This window comes from Ralstonia soli (assembly GCF_023955655.1).
In the GTDB taxonomy this organism is placed as follows: Bacteria; Pseudomonadota; Gammaproteobacteria; order Burkholderiales; family Burkholderiaceae; genus Ralstonia; species Ralstonia soli.
The window spans coordinates 762,310-777,518 of record NZ_JAMXHT010000001.1 but is presented as its reverse complement, the minus strand read 5'-3'; the positions used below and the strand labels follow the sequence as shown (position 1 = coordinate 777,518).

Annotated in this window: 12 protein-coding genes; 8 read left to right on the top strand and 4 right to left on the bottom strand. The window is 65.5% G+C overall.

Translation table 11 applies throughout. The features are described from left to right. Positions 1–55: 55 nt before the first annotated feature. The 8 genes from glyS to NG900_RS03600 all read left to right on the top strand — a co-directional run bounded on the left by glyS (position 56) and on the right by NG900_RS03600 (position 9,271). Positions 56–2,152, top strand: coding sequence for a glycine--tRNA ligase subunit beta (gene glyS / locus NG900_RS03635; protein WP_252676766.1), 2,097 nt, complete (start codon positions 56–58; stop codon positions 2,150–2,152). Positions 2,153–2,183: 31 nt separating this feature from the next. Beyond that, a complete protein-coding gene (gmhB, locus tag NG900_RS03630; protein ID WP_252676764.1) occupies positions 2,184–2,762 on the top strand; it encodes a D-glycero-beta-D-manno-heptose 1,7-bisphosphate 7-phosphatase in 579 nt (192 codons plus the stop codon). 10 nt (positions 2,763–2,772) lie between these two features. Continuing rightward, entirely contained in the window at positions 2,773–3,525 is a 753-nt protein-coding gene (locus NG900_RS03625; protein WP_252676762.1) for a lysophospholipid acyltransferase family protein, read from the top strand. Continuing rightward, positions 3,522–4,391 (top strand): M48 family metallopeptidase, encoded by an 870-nt coding sequence (locus NG900_RS03620; protein ID WP_252676760.1) that lies wholly within the window; start codon positions 3,522–3,524, stop codon positions 4,389–4,391. Before NG900_RS03625 ends, NG900_RS03620 begins: the two co-directional genes overlap by 4 nt. 117 nt (positions 4,392–4,508) lie before the next feature. Beyond that, the gene (locus NG900_RS03615) at positions 4,509–6,092 is read left to right on the top strand and encodes a two-partner secretion domain-containing protein (protein WP_252676758.1); all 1,584 of its coding nucleotides are present in this window, start codon (positions 4,509–4,511) and stop codon (positions 6,090–6,092) included. A 90-nt stretch (positions 6,093–6,182) separates the two neighbouring features. Continuing rightward, on the top strand, positions 6,183–7,901 hold the full coding sequence (locus NG900_RS03610) for a ShlB/FhaC/HecB family hemolysin secretion/activation protein (protein ID WP_252676757.1): 1,719 nt from the start codon (positions 6,183–6,185) through the stop codon (positions 7,899–7,901). 73 nt (positions 7,902–7,974) lie between these two features. Then, entirely contained in the window at positions 7,975–8,382 is a 408-nt protein-coding gene (gene gloA, locus NG900_RS03605; protein ID WP_252676755.1) for a lactoylglutathione lyase, read from the top strand. Further along, entirely contained in the window at positions 8,366–9,271 is a 906-nt protein-coding gene (locus NG900_RS03600; protein ID WP_252676753.1) for a DMT family transporter, read from the top strand. Before gloA ends, NG900_RS03600 begins: the two co-directional genes overlap by 17 nt. Here the strand turns inward: NG900_RS03600 and rsmA are convergent. The 4 genes from rsmA to NG900_RS03580 all read right to left on the bottom strand — a co-directional run bounded on the left by rsmA (position 9,258) and on the right by NG900_RS03580 (position 15,190). Next, positions 9,258–10,115, bottom strand: coding sequence for a 16S rRNA (adenine(1518)-N(6)/adenine(1519)-N(6))-dimethyltransferase RsmA (rsmA, locus tag NG900_RS03595; RefSeq protein WP_252676750.1), 858 nt, complete (start codon positions 10,113–10,115; stop codon positions 9,258–9,260). The genes NG900_RS03600 and rsmA overlap by 14 nt on opposite strands. 31 nt (positions 10,116–10,146) lie before the next feature. Then, positions 10,147–11,163 carry a 4-hydroxythreonine-4-phosphate dehydrogenase PdxA gene (gene pdxA / locus NG900_RS03590; protein ID WP_252676748.1) on the bottom strand — a complete coding sequence of 339 codons (1,017 nt, stop codon included), beginning with the start codon at positions 11,161–11,163 and terminating at the stop codon, positions 10,147–10,149. An 87-nt stretch (positions 11,164–11,250) separates the two neighbouring features. Beyond that, positions 11,251–12,741, bottom strand: coding sequence for a peptidylprolyl isomerase (locus NG900_RS03585; protein WP_252676923.1), 1,491 nt, complete (start codon positions 12,739–12,741; stop codon positions 11,251–11,253). Between the two features lie 7 nt (positions 12,742–12,748). Beyond that, positions 12,749–15,190 (bottom strand): LPS-assembly protein LptD, encoded by a 2,442-nt coding sequence (locus NG900_RS03580; RefSeq protein WP_252676746.1) that lies wholly within the window; start codon positions 15,188–15,190, stop codon positions 12,749–12,751. Positions 15,191–15,209 lie beyond the last annotated feature (19 nt).

Sequence of the window (15,209 nt, the reverse complement as noted above, 5' to 3'; positions counted from 1 at the left end):
ACGTAACCGCTGCGCATGCGCAGCGCAGAACAACGACGTCACCGATTCAAACGCTATGTCCACCCTCCTGATCGAACTGCTGACCGAAGAACTGCCGCCCAAGGCGCTGGCCCGCCTGGGCGAGGCGTTTGCACGCGGGCTGTTTGAGGGTCTGTCGGCGCAAGGCCTGCTCGAAGAAGGCGCCGCCGTGGAAGGCTTTGCCACGCCGCGCCGCCTGGCCGCATCGATCACCGGCGTGCGCCGCACCGCGCCCGACCGCGAACTGCGCGAGAAGGTGCTGCCCGTGACCATCGCCTTCGACGCCGAGGGCAAGCCCGCCGCACCGCTGGTCAAGAAGCTGGCCGCGCTGGCCAAGACCGTGGGCGTGGACTCGATCGATCCTGCTTCGCTCGAGCGCGCACCGGATGGCAAGGCCGAGTCGCTCTTCTACCGCTACACCGCGCGCGGCGCCGTGCTGGCCGATGGCCTGCAGACCGCGCTGTCGCAGACCATCGCCAACCTGCCGATTCCGAAGGTGATGACGTACCAGCGCCCGAACGGTGACAACGTGCAATTCGTGCGCCCCGCGCACAAGCTGATCGCGCTGCTGGATAGCGACGTCATTCCCGTGAGCGCGTTTGGGCTGCAATCGGGCAACGTCACGCTGGGCCACCGCTTCCTGTCGGCGGGAGGCGAGATCGTCATCAACGACGCCGCCTCGTACGCGAGCACGCTGGAGAGCCAGGGCAAGGTCATCGCCAGCTATGCCAAGCGTAAGGACGCCATCCGCGCCGAGCTGCTCAAAACGGCTGGCGCCGATACGGTCGTCATGCCCGAAGCGCTGCTGGATGAAGTGAACGCGCTGGTCGAATGGCCCGTGGTCTACCCCTGCCACTTCGAGGAGGCCTTCCTCGCCGTGCCGCAGGAGTGCCTGATCCTGACCATGCAGACCAACCAGAAGTACTTTGCGCTGACGGACGCACAAGGCCATCTGCGCAACCGCTTCCTGATCGTCTCGAACATCGCCACCGACACGCCGCAAGCCATCATCGAAGGCAACGAGCGCGTGGTGCGCCCGCGCCTGGCCGACGCCCGCTTCTTCTTCGAGCAAGACAAGAAGAAGCCGCTGGCCGACCGTGTGCCGCTGCTCTCGCGCGTGGTCTATCACAACAAGATCGGCACGCAGCTTGAGCGCGTGTCGCGCCTGCAGGCGATTGCCGGCCAACTGGCCGAGAAGCTCGGCGCGGATGTCACACACGCCTCGCGCGGTGCGCTGCTGGCCAAGGCCGACCTGCTGACCGACATGGTGGGCGAGTTCCCCGAGCTGCAAGGCACGATGGGCACCTACTACGCGCGCCACGACGGCGAACCCGACGACGTGGCGCTGGCCTGCTCCGAGCACTACCAGCCGCGCTTTGCCGGTGACACGCTGCCCAGCACCGCCACCGGCACCGTCGTGGCGCTGGCCGACAAGCTCGAAACGCTGGTCGGCATCTGGGGCATCGGCCTACAACCCACGGGCGAGAAAGACCCGTTCGCGCTGCGCCGCCACGCGCTGGGCATCCTGCGCATGCTGATCGAGAAGCCGCTCACGCTCACGATTGACGATGCGCTGCAGATTGCCGCTGCGAGCTTCGACGGTATTGGCGCGGTCAAGCCGGACCTGGCCGCCATCACCGACTTCCTGTACGACCGCCTGCGCGGCTACCTGAAGGACAAGGGCTACAGCACCAACGAAGTCGAAGCCGTGGTCAGTCAGCGCCCGCAGCGCCTGGACGACATCGTCGCGCGCCTCGAAGCCGTGCGTGCGTTTGCCGCCCTGCCGCAAGCCGAAGCGCTGGCTGCCGCCAACAAGCGCATCACCAACATCCTGAAGAAGACTGACGTTGCCATCGGCGCGCTGCAGCCGCAACTGCTCAAGGAAGACGCCGAGCGCGCCCTGCACGACGCTGTCGCCGCGGCCGAGCCGCACGTGCACGATGCCTTCGTGCGCGGCGACTTCACCACTGCACTGAAGACGCTGGCCGGCCTGCGCGAAGCGGTCGACACCTTCTTCGACGGCGTGATGGTGATGGCCGACGACACCGCACTGCGCGACAACCGCCTGGCGCTGCTGGGCGAACTGCATGGCCTGATGAACCGCGTGGCGGACATCTCCAAGCTGGCCGCCTGATTGGTACCCTGAGCGTCGTCCGGAGTCTGCTATGCCCCACGTCCCCAAGCTGGTGATCCTCGACCGCGACGGCGTCATCAACCACGACAGCGACCAGTTCATCAAATCGCCCGACGAGTGGATCGCCCTCGACGGCAGCCTGGAAGCCATCGCCGAGTTGAACCAGGCCGGCTACCAGGTGGTGGTGGCCACCAACCAGTCCGGCATCGGGCGCGGCCTGTTCGAGGCCGCTGCGCTCAACGCGATGCACGAGAAGATGTACAAGGCGCTCGCCACCTACGGCGGGCGCGTCGATGCGGTCTTCTTCTGCCCGCACACCGCCGCCGACGCCTGCGAGTGCCGCAAGCCGAAATCCGGCATGTTGCGCGAGATCGCCCGCCGCTTCGACGTTGACCTGACCGGCGTGCCGGTGGTCGGCGATTCGCTGCGCGACCTGCAGGCCGGCGCGGAAGTCGGTGCGGTGCCGCATCTCGTGCTGACCGGCAAGGGCATCAAGACCCGCGATGCCGGCAACCTGCCACCCGGCACCCAGATTCACGAGGACCTGCGCGCGTTTGCGCGTGCGCTGCTGTCCCCCGCGTCCCAGGGCATGCCCTCGCGCGCCCCTTGAATTCGCCCCCATGACTTTCATCCGTTCGCTGCTGTATCTCGTTTTCCTGATTGTCTGGACGCCGATCTATGCGGTGGCCTGCTTCATCGTGTTTCCGTTCATGAACCCGGCCCGCCGCTTCTGGATGGTGTCGGGCTGGACCAAGTCCGCCATCTGGATGGCGCGCTGGCTGCTCGGCATCCGCTGGCAATACCAGGGCTGGGAGCACATCGAAGAAGCCGTCGCCACCAACAAGCAGGTGGTGCTGCTCTCCAAGCACCAATCGGCGTGGGAGACCATGGCCTTCGTGGCCACCATGCCGCGCCCGCTGTGCTACGTGTTCAAGCGCGAGCTGCTGTATGTGCCGTTCTTCGGCTGGGCGCTGGGCATGCTCAAGATGGTGCACATCAACCGCAAGGACGGCGCCAACGCGTTCGCCTCGGTAGCACGCCAGGGCAAGGAGCGCCTGGCCGAAGGCGCGTGGGTCATCATGTTTCCGGAAGGCACGCGCACACGCTCGGGCGATCCGAAGCCGCGCTACAAGAGCGGCGGTGCACGCTTTGCCGTCGATACCGGCGCCTGGGTCATCCCCATCGCGCACAACTCGGGGCGAGTGTGGCCGCGCAACTCGTTCCTGAAGTATCCAGGCATGATCACACTGTCGGTCGGCCCGGCCATCTCGACCGCCGGCAAGACCAGCGACCAGCTCAACCGCGAAGTCCAAGCGTGGATCGAAGCAGAAATGCGTAGAATCGACGCCGACAGCTACCGCGAGCCCGCATGAAACTGCTGCGCCCACCGACTTCGCCCACCACCGCCGACAGCGTCCAGCTCGAGCTGCCGCTGCTCGCGCCCGAAGTTGAACCGCAGCCGGACACGCCCCTCCTCGCACCGCCCGCACCGGATCCGTCCACCGCGCCGCTGGGTCCCAACCAGCGCCGCCTGACGCTGGGCGAGCGGGCGCTGGTCTACAACCTCAAGCGTTCGTCGCGCCGCACCATCGGCTTTGTCATCGATGACCGCGGTTTGTCCATCACGGCACCACGCTGGGTCACGCTCGCCGAGATCGAGCACGCCATTGCCGAAAAGCAGAAGTGGATCTTCGCCAAGCTGGCAGAATGGCGCACAAATGCCGCGCGACGCATGCTGCCGCCCATGGAATGGCAGGACGGCGCCGCACTGCCGTTCCTCGGCAAGACGATCACGCTCAAGCTGGAATCGCCCATCGGCGCGCTGATGTTCGATGCCGACACAAGCGTGCTGCACCTGGGCCTGCCGCCCACCACCACCGAGCAGCAGATCAAGGACCGCGTACAGGGCTGGCTGCAGACGCAGGCGCGGCGCCTGTTCGGTGAGCGGCTCGAGGTGTATGCCGAACGCCTGGGCGTGCGGCACAGCGCGTACGCGCTGTCCTCCGCCGCCACACGCTGGGGAAGCTGCACTGCCGACGGCAAGATCCGCCTGAACTGGCGTCTCGTGCATTTCCCGCTGAGCCTGATCGACTACGTGGTCGCGCACGAGCTGGCGCATCTCAAGGAAATGAACCACAGCCCGCGGTTCTGGGACACGGTGGAGTCGATCTTCCCCGAGTTCCGCGAAGCGCGCGAGCAACTGCGTTCCCATCCGCCGGAATATTTGCCGGCGTTCTAGCCGAACACCCGCATTGCCGTCATCCGTTTGACTACGGAGGCGGCCTTGGGGCTTGTCTGATTCTTTCGGCGGCGGGTTGTTTGTATGGTCTTTCGTCCATCAACTCGGATGAACGACATGACACAAACGCCCACTCCAGTTCGCTCCATTGCGCTGGCTGCCCTGCTGATGGCAAGCGCGCAAGCCACACACGCGGTCGGCACCGGTACCATCACCGACGGCACCGGCAGCATCAGCCGCAACGGCAATACCACCACCGTCACACAAACGAGCAACAAGCTCATCGTCAACTGGGACAGCATGAACGTCGGCGCCAACGACACGCTGACCTTCGCACAGAAGAACGCCTCCGCGGCCGTTCTGAACCGCATCAACTCCGCCGACCCGACCACCATTCTTGGCACGCTCAACGCCAATGGACGCGTGTTCATCGTGAACCCGAACGGTGTGCTGATCGGCAACGGCGCCCGGGTCAACGTGGGCAGCCTGGTCGCCTCGTCGCTCAACATCAGTGACGAGGATTTCAAGGCTGACCGGCTGCGCTTTACCGGCGGCGGACAAGGCGATGTGACCAACAACGGCTTCGTCATCGCCAACGAATCGGTGGCCCTGATCGGTGCGAAGAACGTCACCAACGGCGGCCGGATCACCTCCTTCAATGGCGACGTGGCGCTTGCTGCCGGCGACGCCATCTACCTGACGTTTGCCGATTCCCACCTGCAAGTGGGCCTGGACAAGGCGAGCCTGGAAGCGCTGGTGGTCAACCGCGGCATTCTCACCACGCGCGACGGTGACATCACGCTGGCCGCGTGGGCGCGGGATGCACTGGCCCGCACGGCCGTCAACAACACCGGCGTGATCGAGGCCGCCAAGCTGAACCTCACGCAGCGCGCATGCCTTACGTGTGCGCCCACGCGCGGCAATGTCTGGTTGGAGAGCATCGGCAACGGCGGCGACATCAACAGTTCCGGTTCGCTTTTCGCTGGCGGCAATCTAGGCGCGCACACGGGTAGCAACATCAATTTCACCAACCTGCGCGTGATGGGTGGTGCGGTGGCGTCGGCAGGCCAGAAGGTCAATTTCCTGCGCTCGCGCGGCGGGACCCAGTCGAACCAGATCGTCGGCGATCTTGAAATCGCGGCCCGCACAGGCGGTACCGTTGATAGCACGCAGGCCCTTAACATTCAGGCCTTCGCAGAAACCGGCGAACTCCGCTTCGGCGACATCTTTACCCCCGGCAACCTGTCGATCTGGGGTGACACGATCACCTTCACGGGGCAGACCACCATCGGACGTGACCTGAACGTCCTCGGTACCAATGTCATCGCCACGAACGGAAGCTACAACGCCCCGTTGCTGGACGTGCGCGGCAACACCACGATCGACGGCTTCGATAACGTGCTCCTGTCTGGCCGGCTGTTTAGCAACACGACAAACATCACCGCGCACAATGGCCAACTCATGGTGGGCGCACTGACCACCTATGGCGATACCTATCTGCGTGGCGCCCAGGGCATCACCATCGCAGGCCGTGGCGAAACGGGAAACCTCACGCTGGAGACCGCCGGCAACGTGGATAACTGGTTCGGCTTGCAGGTCTTTGGGGATCTGACCTACAAGCTCGCCCCCACCAGCCTGGTGTTCGCTGGCGCCAAACCTGACGTTGTGTACGGCCAAGTCATCGGCCTGCCTCGCCGGTAACGTCTGACGCAACGCCATGCGCCAATCCGGATCAACACGGGCTGGCGCGGAAAACCCGGCAACCGCCGGGTTTTTCACCTCTTGTTTGCCATGAAGACCCGTTCCTCTTTCCTGTCGCTGGGGCTGCTCGCTTCGGGGGTGCTTTCGTGCGCGCCTGCCGGCGCGCAGGGCGTGCCAAGCCAGTCTGTCGGCACGCCGTCCAGCGGCTCGCTGCTGCAGAGCAACCCCATCCTGAATGCGCCTATCGATCGGCACGTCGGCGATGCACCCGCCATCGAAAGCGCGCAGCCACCCGCTACTGCGTCCGCCGCTGCCGATGCGGATCGCATGCATGTCGCGCGCATCGAAGTCGACAACGTGCCTGAGCGCCTGAAGCCGCGTATCGATGCCCTCGTCGCCCCCTATCGCGACCGGGAGATGTCGCTCACGGATGTGCGCGACGTGGCCGTTCAGATCACGGGCGTACTGCTGGACAACGGCGAAAGCATCTCGTACGCCTACGTGCCGCAAGAGCAGCCCGACCTTGCCGACGGCGTCGTGCATTTGCGCGTGCTGCGTGGCCATGTCGAGGCGATGCGAATCAAGGCCAACCGCTCACTGGTGCGGGATCGCGTGTTGCAACGCTATCTGGCACGCGGTGTCAGCCAGACCGGCGATGTGCAAACCGCCCAGGACCAGCTAACCCGCCTGTCCGAACTGCCTGGTGTCGGCACGTTGACGCCCGTGCTCTCCCCTGGGCAAACCGCCGGTGGCACGGTGCTGTCCGTGGAAGCCGATGCCGGCCCGCGCGTGGAGGGCGCCTTCGTACTGGACAATGCAGGTTCGCGCGTCAGCGGGCGCAACCGGGTGGGTGCACAGATCAACGTCAACAGCCCACTCGGATTGGGTGACCGGCTCCAGGCGGTGCTGTACGGCGCCCCGGACTTCCTCCAGTTCAATCACGACAGCGATGGCGGACGCACGCTCATCGGGCGCGTGTCGTACGACAGACCCGTTGGTGTGCAGGGCGCCCGCGCCGGGGTCGCCCTCTCGCGTGTCGACTACACACTGGGCGGGCTGTACCGCGATCTCGGTGAGGGCGATGCGACGGTGTTCAGCCTGTATGGGAGTTATCCCCTCGTGCGCGGCCGGTCGAGCAACCTGGATGTCAGTGCGAATCTGGATGCCAAGCGCATGTCGGATTCGCTCTTCGATCTGCCCAATCAGCGGTCGGCCCATGTGCTGAACCTGCAGCTCTCCGGAGACCGGCAGGGCCAGTTGGCCGGCCAGCCCAACGTTCTGCAATACCAGATCGGTACCAGCGCCGGACGCTTGCGCAATACCGATGACTGGAATGGCGCGCAGACGCGGGGCGCCTATTACAAGATGACGACCTTCGCAAAACTCAGCCAGGGGTTGCAGCGCGGTACGTATCTCGATCTGTCGATCAACACGCAGCAGGCCTCCCGCAATCTCGACGGTTCGGAAAAGATGGTGCTCGGCGGCCCTGGCGCCGTGCGTGCCTACAGCAACGACACGGCGAGCGCAGACAGCGGTTACGTGACTTCCGCCACGCTCAACGTGGCCGTGCCCGTCGTCAAAGGCTTGACGGTGCAAGCGTTCTACGACCGCGCCCAGGCAGCGGTGCAGAAGTTCGTGCGCAACGGCGCCAACCGGGTCACGCTGGACGGCTATGGCGCTGGCGTGAGCTACACGGCCGGCAAGCGCGCCACCTTGAACCTCAGCCACGCCATCCGGGGAAAAAACGATCCGCTGCTCGGCGACCAGCCTCGCGCGATGACCTGGGCCAGCGCCGTCATCCGATTCTGAATCCGCTCCTGCACGTTCTGGCATCCGCTCCTACAATATCGCCTTCCCCGCAGTCCCCCAGGAAGGAACTCCCATGCGAATGCTCCACACCATGCTGCGCGTCGGCGACATGCAGCGCTCGATCGACTTCTACACCAAGGTGCTCGGCATGCAGTTGCTGCGCACGAGCGACAACCCGGAATACAAGTACTCGCTGGCCTTCGTCGGCTATGGCCCGGAAGCCGGTAACACGGTCATCGAGCTGACCTACAACTACGGCGTGAGCGAATACGAACTCGGCACCGCCTTCGGCCATCTCGCCATCGAGGTGGACAACGCCGCGCAGGCCTGCGACCAGATCCGCAATGCGGGCGGCAAGGTCACGCGCGAAGCCGGCCCCGTCAAGGGCGGCAGCACCATCATTGCGTTTGTGGAAGATCCGGACGGCTACAAGATCGAGCTGATCCAGGCACGCTCGATGCCCGATGGCAACCGCCACTGAGGCGCTCCGTCGCCCGTTGGACGGCACCGCCATCGGCCTGATGGTGGTGTTGTGCATGTGCTGGGGCTTTCAGCAGGTCGCCATCAAGGTCGCCGCGCACGACGTCGGGCCTGTCATGCAGGCCGGCGTGCGTTCGGCGATTGCGTCGGTGCTCGTGCTTGCGTTTGCGCTGTGGCGCCGCACGGGTCTGTCGGTGCGCGACGGTACGTTACCCGGCGGCGTGGTGGCGGGCGTCCTGTTCGGCGTGGAGTTCCTGTGCATCTTCATCGGCCTGGGCTACACCACGGCGTCGCGCATGGCGGTGTTTCTCTACACCGCGCCGATCTTCACGGCGCTGGGCCTGCACTTTTTCGTCTCCGGCGAACATCTGCGTCCACGCCAATGGATCGGCATCGGCATTGCATTTGCGGGGATCGTGCTGGCGTTTGCCGATGGCATCCTGCACCCGGCAGCCGGCCCGTCAACGACGTTGGGCGATGCGCTGGGCGTGGTGGCCGGCGCGCTGTGGGGCGCAACGACCATCGTCGTGCGGGCAACCAAGCTCTCGGAAGCGCCGGCAGCCAAGACGCTGCTGTATCAACTGGTCGTCTCTGCCGCGCTGCTGATGCTGATGGCCGCCGGCACCGGCCAGATCGCCACGGCCAATCTGACGCCGACGGCGATGGCCAGCCTCGCCTACCAGTCCGTGCTGATCGCGTTTGCCAGCTATCTGACGTGGTTCTGGCTGCTGCGCCGCTACCTGGCGTCGCGGCTGTCGGTATTCTCGTTCCTGACGCCGCTGTTTGGCGTGGCGTTTGGCGTACTGCTGTTGCACGAGCCGGTGGGCCTGCGGTTTGCGCTGGCCGCGGCGCTCGTGCTGTCGGGCATCCTGCTCGTCAATCTTCGCTGAGGTCTGACGCGCTGCCGACGATGCCCGTGGTGACACGATCCGCCGGCAGCGCATTCGCCACCGCCACGAAGTCCTCGACCGGCACTTCTTCCGCACGGCGGCCCAGATCGAAGCCCAGCGCCTCGAAATCGATCACATCGCGCAGCGCGCCCAGCGTGTTGCGCAGCACCTTGCGCCGCTGCGAGAACGCCATCGTCACCACCGTGCCCAGTGCACGCATGTCGACCGGCGCATACGGCGACTTGTCGGCGGGCCACGGAATCATCCGCACCACCGCTGAATCCACCTTGGGCGGCGGGTTGAATGAGCCCGGCGGCACATCCAGCACTTGCTCCATGTAGTACCGCACCTGCAGCATCACCGACAGTCGGCTGAACGCCTTGCTCCCGGGTGCCGCCACCATGCGGTCGACGACCTCTTTCTGCAGCATGAAGTGCTGGTCGCGCACACGGTCGGCAAACGCCGCCAGGTGAAACAAGAGCGGGCTCGAAATGTTGTACGGCAGGTTGCCGACGATACGCAGCGGCCGGCCTGCCTCGTGCAGCGAACCGAAATCGAACGCCAGCGCATCGCCCGCATGCACGATCAGCCGATCGCCGAAACGCTTCTGCAGGCGCGCCACGAGGTCGCGGTCCAGCTCGACCACCTGCAGCGTGCGCACGCGCTCCATCAGCGGTACGGTAAGCGCGCCCAGGCCCGGGCCGATTTCGACGAGCACGTCGTCGGGCTGCGGGTCAATGGCGGCAACGATGGCGTGGATCACGCCGTCATCGACCAGAAAGTTCTGGCCGAAGCGCTTGCGGGCCTGGTGCCCCTGGTGAACGCCGGTCGTGGATCGTGCCATCGCGGTACTCGAGATCAGAAAGGTCAAAAATTCAGGAACGTGCTGCGTGGCGAGCCATGGCGATGGCGGTGTCGATCGCCTCGATCATGCTGCCGAACTCGGCGCGGCCCGTGCCTGCCAGATTCAGCGCAGTCCCGTGATCGACCGATGTGCGCACGAACGGCAGGCCCAGCGTGATGTTCACGCCGTGGCCGAAGGTGCCGTACTTGAGCGGCGCCAGGCCCTGGTCGTGATACATCGCCAGCACGCAGTCGGCATCGGCCAGCAGACGCGGCTGAAACAGCGTGTCGGCCGGATACGGGCCACGGACATGGATGCCTCGGTCCAGCGCGCGGGCGATGGCGGGCTCGATCACCTCGATTTCTTCGCGGCCGAGGTGGCCCGATTCGCCGGCATGCGGGTTCAGCCCCGTCACGAGGATGCGCGGCGCGTTCAGTCCGAAGCGGGCGCGCAGATCGCGCTGCACGATGTCGAGCGTTTCATCCAGCACGGCCGGCGTGATGGCGTCCGCCACCTCGCGCAGCGGCAGATGCGTCGTCGCCAGGGCCACGCGCAGCATCGCGTTGTTGTGCGCCGGTTGCGGGCCGGCCAGCATCATCACCACGCGCGGCGTGCGGCTGCGCTCGGCCAGGTATTCGGTATGGCCCGTGAACGGCACACCCGCGTCGTTGATGGTGCTCTTCTGCACGGGTGCCGTCACCATGGCGTCATAGCGCACGCCGTCCGCAGCGCCCTGCACGCAGCCGTCGATGGCTGCGTCGAGCAGGTCCAGCACGTAGCGCCCGTTGGCGGCATCGAGCACACCGGCGCGCACCGGCGCGCCGAGCGGACGCTCCACGAGCGTGAGCGCCGTCGAGGCAACGCGCCAGAACTCCCCCTGTCCGATGGCATCCGCGCGCGCCTGTAGCAAGGCCGCATCGCCGATCACATGCCACTGCACATCGGCATAGCGCGACGGCGCCTGCCGCGCCAGATGGAGCAGCGCTGCCACGGTAATGTCGGGGCCGATGCCGGCGGGTTCGCCGGTGGTGATCGCAATGTTCAGCATGCGCCGCTTTCCTACAACAGTGTCAGGTTGGTCCAGAAACGCCACGGCCGCCCGCAGGCGGCCGTCAGCGATGCGTAACGCCGTCGCTTACTCCTGACGGTTCACGCGGTATTCCACGTGCGCAGAGTCGCGCATCTCACGCAGCCAGTCTTCGTACGCGGCCTGCACCTTCTGCTCGCGAATCTTAGAGCGTGCGTAATCGCGCTGGCGGTCCACCGGCACTTCGGCCTCGCGGCGGCCTTCCACCTGAATCAGGTGCACGCCAAACTGGCTCTGCACCGGCTGCGAAACATCGCCCGGCTTGAGTTCGTCCATCGCATGCTCGAACTCCGGCACGAGCTGGCCCGGCGACACCCAGCCCAGCTCGCCGCCAGCGCTGGCCGAACCATCCTGCGAGTATCGGCGTGCCGCGTCGCCAAAGTCGTATCCATGGACGATGCGATCACGCAGGCCCGCCAGCTGGCGGCGCGCGTCGTCAGGCGACATGGTCGGGCCGGTCTTGATCAGGATGTGGCGCACCTGCGTCTGCTGTACCTTGGCGGCAATGGCCGTGCTCGGCGCGCGCTTCTCAAGCAGCTTGATCACGTGATAACCGGCGGGGCTCTCGATCACCTGGCTGGCCACCTGACCGGCCTTCATGTCGAGCACCGCGTTCGCAAATACGGCGGGCAGGCGGCCAATCGGACGCAGACCCAGCTCGCCGCCCTGCGACGCATCCTGCGCGCCGGAATTGTCCCGTGCCAACTTGGCGAAATCCGCACCGCCCTGGGCCTGCTTGAGCAGGCTTTCAGCCTTGCTGCGCGCGGCCGCCTTTTCGGCATCGGTCGCACCTTCGGGCACCGGCACCAGGATCTGCGCAACGTTGTATTGCTGCTCACCCGCAGCGGCTGCGCCACCGCCTTGCTGCGCCAGATAGTTGTCGATCTCGCCGTCGTAGACCTGCACCTTGGAGTCGACTTCGCGCTCGCGCAGGCGCGCCAGCAGAATCTCCTGACGCAAATCGTCGCGGTACTTGTTGTAGGCCATGCCGGCCTCCGTCAGCTTGCCCTTGAGCTGGGCCACCGACAGGTTGTTGCGCTGGGCCACGCTTTCCACGGCCCGATCCACATCGGCGTCGGACACGCGAATACCGCTTTCCTTGGCCGTCTGCGCCTGCACACGTTCCAGGATCAACTGCTCGAGCACTTCACCGAGCAGGTCCGCACGCGGGGGCAGCGGACGGTTCTGTGCGCGGAAGGTCTTCTCGACGAGATCGGCACGGTTGAGCAGTTCGCGGCGGGTGATGACATCCGTGTTGACCACGGCCACCACCTCGTCGACGAGTTGGCTGCGCGGCGCGCCTGCGGCCGTCGGACCCGGCAGCGTGCCCTGCAGCAGCGGCTGGCTGGGTGACGCATTGGGGCCGGAGAAGATACCGCGCAACGGCGCACCCTTCTTTTGCGCCGGTTGCGCCTGCTGTGCGTGAACGGCGGGCGATAGAACCGCGCCCGCCATGAGCGCAACCAGCACGCCAGTCGCAACGCGTAGACGGCGCAGAGGTGCCACACGCGTGGCAAAAGCGGTCGATTGGAAAGCCATGATGTCGTTATTCATATTGATCCAGCACGGACGGCGTAATCGGCTGCGCGGTCACCGGCTGGTAGCCGGGCACGTTCAGGCGAATCACGTCGATCGGATTGTTCCCCACCTTCGACAGGCCCTTGAATTCGATCTGGGCAAAGATGTGCGTCGTGTAGCCCGAAATCGCGTTGCTGTAACGCTGCACCGCCAGGCGGCCAACCCAGCAGTCCGCCACATATTCGAGGCCGAGCAGCATGTCGGACGGCTTCTTCGCATCCAGGTCGTAACCGATGCGGCCCAAACCGTACAAGCGCCGCGTGATCGGCCACTGCGCCGAGATATCCGCCTGCTCCAGCGGCAACTGGCCGGTGTTGGTGTCTTGCCGGTAATAGCGGTAGCCGAGGTTGATCACCTTGTTCGCTTCCGGCTTCCAGCTGAACGCCACGGTCGAGCGCATGATGCGATCGATGTCCTGATTGTACTGAAGGTTCGTATCGAAAAAGATGCCGCGGAACATCTGGATCGTGGTCGCGCCCAGCAGGTCCGAATAGCGGCGCACCGACGTGGGCGCGGCGCCCGCCAGCGTCACGCGCTGGCCTTCGAAATCGATACGCTGCGCGATCGTGGCACGCAGGCGTTCAATGCCCGATTCCGCCTCGATGAAGCGGGTGGTGACACCCGCCGTCAGCTTGTTGTTATCCGCGATGCGGTCGTAGCCGGTATACGGGTTCTCGGTGAAGATCTGGCCGAGGTTGTAGTCCGACTGCGCGGTGTCGAACAACGGGATCTGCGACTGATCGCGGTACGGCGTGTACACGTAGAACAGGCGCGGCTCCAGCGTTTGGATGTAGCTCACACCAAACAGCTTGGAGACAGCGGGCGCATCGCGCTCGAACGTCATGCCCGAATCGAGCGAGAAGGTCGGAAGCGTGCGGTTGATCTGCGAATTCTGCGTGTCGCCGGCCGGGCGGTCCAGGCGATACGCCGTGGTGTTCAGGATGAACTTCGGCGTGACGTACCAGCCGGGGCGGACGATCGGGTAGCTGATCGTCGGCTGCATGAACAGGCGCTCGCCCTGGACGGTATTGGCTGTCGGGATTGAGAAGCGCGTGTAATCAGTCTGGAAACTGAGATCAAACCCGTTGAGGTCGTACTTCGTGTACGACAGGTTCAACTGCGGCACGCGCTCGTACGGAGGTGAGAGGGGCGTGGTAGCGGTCGAGAGCGTCTGGAATTTCTGCACCTGCGCCATGGCGACCCAGTCACCGATGGCATACGTGACACCACCCGACTGCATGTACTGGCGCTGTGTCGCCGTGACAATGCTGCGCCCCAGATCGTCCGGGTAGGTATTGTCGGAGACCTTGTTGTAGTTCAGGAAAGCAGTCAGGCCCGGTGCCAGGCGTTGCGTATGCACCGCCGAAATCGACCACCGGTTGCGGCCGGCCTCGCGGTCATCGGGCAGGAATTCGCCACGCAGGACCCCGTTGTACGCGGTATCGAGATAGCGGTATTCGGCACCCAGTTGCAAGCCGCGCGTGGTCAGCAGGCGCGGATACAGCGTCAGGTCGCGGTTGGGCGCGATGTTGAAGTAATACGGCAGCGTGACATCCGCCCCGCTGCGACTGTTGTAGCCGAACACCGGCGGGAGAAAGCCGCTGCGGCGATCGTCATTGAGCGGAAAATCCATCACCGGCGTGGCAAACACCGGCACGCCGAAGAAGTGCAGCACGCCGTTGCGGCCGCTGCCGACCTGGCGATCGCTGTCGATATCGATGCGGCTCGCGCTGAAGTACCAGTCGACGTTGTCGGGCGAGCACGTCGTGTACGTGCCGCGCGTGATGCGGCTGTTGTCCTTGTCGATGAAGTCGATACGGTCTGCCGTACCGCGGCCGCCGGTCGTGTGGAACTCGTAGGCCGGCGTGCTCATGGTGCCTTCGTTGGCGGTGACCTTGAGCTTGGCGTCCGGGCCGGTGACGAGCGTGCCACCCTTGAACAACCGCACGTTGCCCGTCGCGGTGGCAACGTCGGTGTCCTGGTTGTAGTCGAGCGTGTCGCCCTTGAGCACCGAACCGTTGCGGCGCAACTCGCCGTTGCCGCGCAGGTGGATGTCTTCGTTGGTGCGACCGTCCATCTTGTCGGCCGCGGTAAAAGTGGGGACGGTGTTGTCGGGCCGCTGGACGGGCTCGGCCATCTTGGGCACCAGCGGGCTGCCGCCGGGCGTGGTAGGGCCGGACGTGGCCAGCGCGGTCACGGACGAGGCCGGTGTTGCGGCGGGCGTCGTCGATTGCGTGGTATCCGCAGTCTGCGCCGCGGACGTCGCCGTCCAGACACCGGCCACCGCGAACACCAGCGGGCGCAATGCCAGCGTGCCACGCCTGATGGTGGCCCAGTCGGCGGTCCACTGATCGGGCGCGGTAACAGCAGCGCGCTGCCTGTTTTTCCTGGCTCGGTTCGGTTCGGTCATGCAGATCGGGAACGGGGCC

Excerpts from the sequence above, each read along its gene's own strand:
- pdxA (WP_252676748.1), bottom strand. The coding sequence starts at position 11,163 with ATGCTGAACATTGCGATCACCACCGGCGAACCCGCCGGCATCGGCCCC.
- NG900_RS03610 (WP_252676757.1), top strand. The coding sequence starts at position 6,183 with ATGAAGACCCGTTCCTCTTTCCTGTCGCTGGGGCTGCTCGCTTCGGGG.
- NG900_RS03585 (WP_252676923.1), bottom strand. The coding sequence starts at position 12,741 with ATGGCTTTCCAATCGACCGCTTTTGCCACGCGTGTGGCACCTCTGCGC.
- NG900_RS03600 (WP_252676753.1), top strand. The coding sequence starts at position 8,366 with ATGGCAACCGCCACTGAGGCGCTCCGTCGCCCGTTGGACGGCACCGCC.
- gloA (WP_252676755.1), top strand. The coding sequence starts at position 7,975 with ATGCGAATGCTCCACACCATGCTGCGCGTCGGCGACATGCAGCGCTCG.
- NG900_RS03615 (WP_252676758.1), top strand. The coding sequence starts at position 4,509 with ATGACACAAACGCCCACTCCAGTTCGCTCCATTGCGCTGGCTGCCCTG.
- NG900_RS03625 (WP_252676762.1), top strand. The coding sequence starts at position 2,773 with ATGACTTTCATCCGTTCGCTGCTGTATCTCGTTTTCCTGATTGTCTGG.
- gmhB (WP_252676764.1), top strand. The coding sequence starts at position 2,184 with ATGCCCCACGTCCCCAAGCTGGTGATCCTCGACCGCGACGGCGTCATC.
- NG900_RS03580 (WP_252676746.1), bottom strand. The coding sequence starts at position 15,190 with ATGACCGAACCGAACCGAGCCAGGAAAAACAGGCAGCGCGCTGCTGTT.
- glyS (WP_252676766.1), top strand. The coding sequence starts at position 56 with ATGTCCACCCTCCTGATCGAACTGCTGACCGAAGAACTGCCGCCCAAG.
- NG900_RS03620 (WP_252676760.1), top strand. The coding sequence starts at position 3,522 with ATGAAACTGCTGCGCCCACCGACTTCGCCCACCACCGCCGACAGCGTC.
- rsmA (WP_252676750.1), bottom strand. The coding sequence starts at position 10,115 with ATGGCACGATCCACGACCGGCGTTCACCAGGGGCACCAGGCCCGCAAG.